This window comes from Microseira wollei NIES-4236, assembly GCF_020521235.1.
GTDB lineage: Bacteria > Cyanobacteriota > Cyanobacteriia > Cyanobacteriales > Aerosakkonemataceae > Microseira > Microseira wollei.
The window spans coordinates 1-1,435 of record NZ_BLAY01000436.1; the positions used below are offsets into that span (position 1 = coordinate 1).

The window sequence follows — 1,435 nt, forward strand, 5'->3', positions numbered from 1 at the left end:
TTACACCTACACGAACAACAAGTTGTCAAGGTACAGATGGAATGTTTGTCATTCCTTGTGTACGACTTGCCGCCAATCCTTGAGTATTTCTCTCATTTCTGGCTCACGGATCGCACCCTGCCTAAAGACACGGGGATTCTGTACTCTTCCTCGAAACTTGCTCTACCAGGCTCTCGCCAAGTAGCGTAGAGGCTTCAAGTCCGGAGCGCGTTACTTCGGGACTGCCCGTCCCTAGCTTGCTCCAGCAAGATTTAAAATATTTATCGCTGCATTTGTGTCTCTATGTGCCACGTATCCACAGCTACAAATGTGGGTACGAGTTGACAAAGACTTTTTAACTTTTACCCCACAATTACTGCACTTTTGACTTGTATATCGTGGGGAAACAGCGACGGCAGTACGTCCGAACACTATAGCAAAATACAAGGGTCCACTGTCTGAATAGATACCAACTGGCGTCGTTAATTGAAAAAGGTGACATACTCCCTCACCAACCTTAACAGGTATGGTGAGGGCTTCTTGAAGCCCGATCAAGGGTATGCAAGATTTCCTTCGTGGTACTATTATCTATAGTTCCAACTATAGTCAGATTCCCACTACGGCGTTTTATACTAGGGAAAATGCTAGGGCCCTAGTCTCTTCAAATTAATCGCCGAATTGATATCGCGATTGACCATCAAAGAGTGTTGCTCATCCCAATAATTTCTGATACTTGTATCGGTAAAAATCACTTCATTCCGATAGCACAAAACCATTGAGGTATAAGCAGGATTTTGAGAAATAACTACTGCTCCAGCTTTTGCGGCTATGTTGTCCAGTAGTTGAAAAAATTGACCTCTCATCGGCATCTATCCAGGATTTATTTAATCCCGATTTAGCAGACTGTCCGTTAGGTAAATATTTACCATTTTCATCTTGTTTGGGGGAATTTCGTTTAGATAGACCTCTGAGATTTAAATCTTCGTGAAAGAAGAACTTTTTACCCTCGCTGACAACCTTGTGAGCAGTTTTATACTGGAAGTCCTTACGGGAACGAGCGATGCGCTGATGTTGCTTGGATTCCCGTTTCGCCAACTTACGACGACATCTAGAACCACGTTTTCGTTTATTGCGCTTCTGGGAGATTCGATCTAGTTTGGCTTGATTGCGACGTAATGGCTTAAATGATGGTAATAATTCACCTTCTGAAGTTGCCAGATAAACATCTTCATGCAGTACTGCATCTAAACCCATAGAATTATCCCAATTGGGAGCGATGGTGTCTGGAGTAACTCTAGGAACTGTTACATCTTCTAGACATATAGTGATGTAGTCGGGTAAGGGAGAGCAAGTCGCCTTGTCTCCCTCCCCTAAGAACCGAACGTGACACTTTCGCATCATTCGGCTCAAGCTCCTGCAAGCTCAACATTTAGACCCTTTCCATGTACCTGTTTAT

Annotated in this window: 2 protein-coding genes and 1 pseudogene; 1 reads left to right on the top strand and 2 read right to left on the bottom strand. The window is 43.6% G+C overall.

Features of this window, described 5'->3' with window-relative positions:
* A partial coding sequence (locus tag MiSe_RS49070) for a hypothetical protein (protein ID WP_226594810.1) occupies nt 1–189 on the top strand: 189 nt, incomplete at its 5' end.
* Nucleotides 190–231: 42 nt separating this feature from the next.
* On the opposite strand, the gene MiSe_RS49075 is transcribed toward MiSe_RS49070, so the two are convergent.
* The gene (locus MiSe_RS49075; protein WP_307731698.1) at nt 232–411 is read right to left on the bottom strand and encodes a zinc ribbon domain-containing protein; all 180 of its coding nucleotides are present in this window, start codon (nt 409–411) and stop codon (nt 232–234) included.
* Nucleotides 412–496: 85 nt separating this feature from the next.
* Nucleotides 497–1,311 (bottom strand): annotated as a pseudogene (locus tag MiSe_RS49080) (RNA-guided endonuclease InsQ/TnpB family protein); the annotation flags it as partial.
* Nucleotides 1,312–1,435 lie beyond the last annotated feature (124 nt).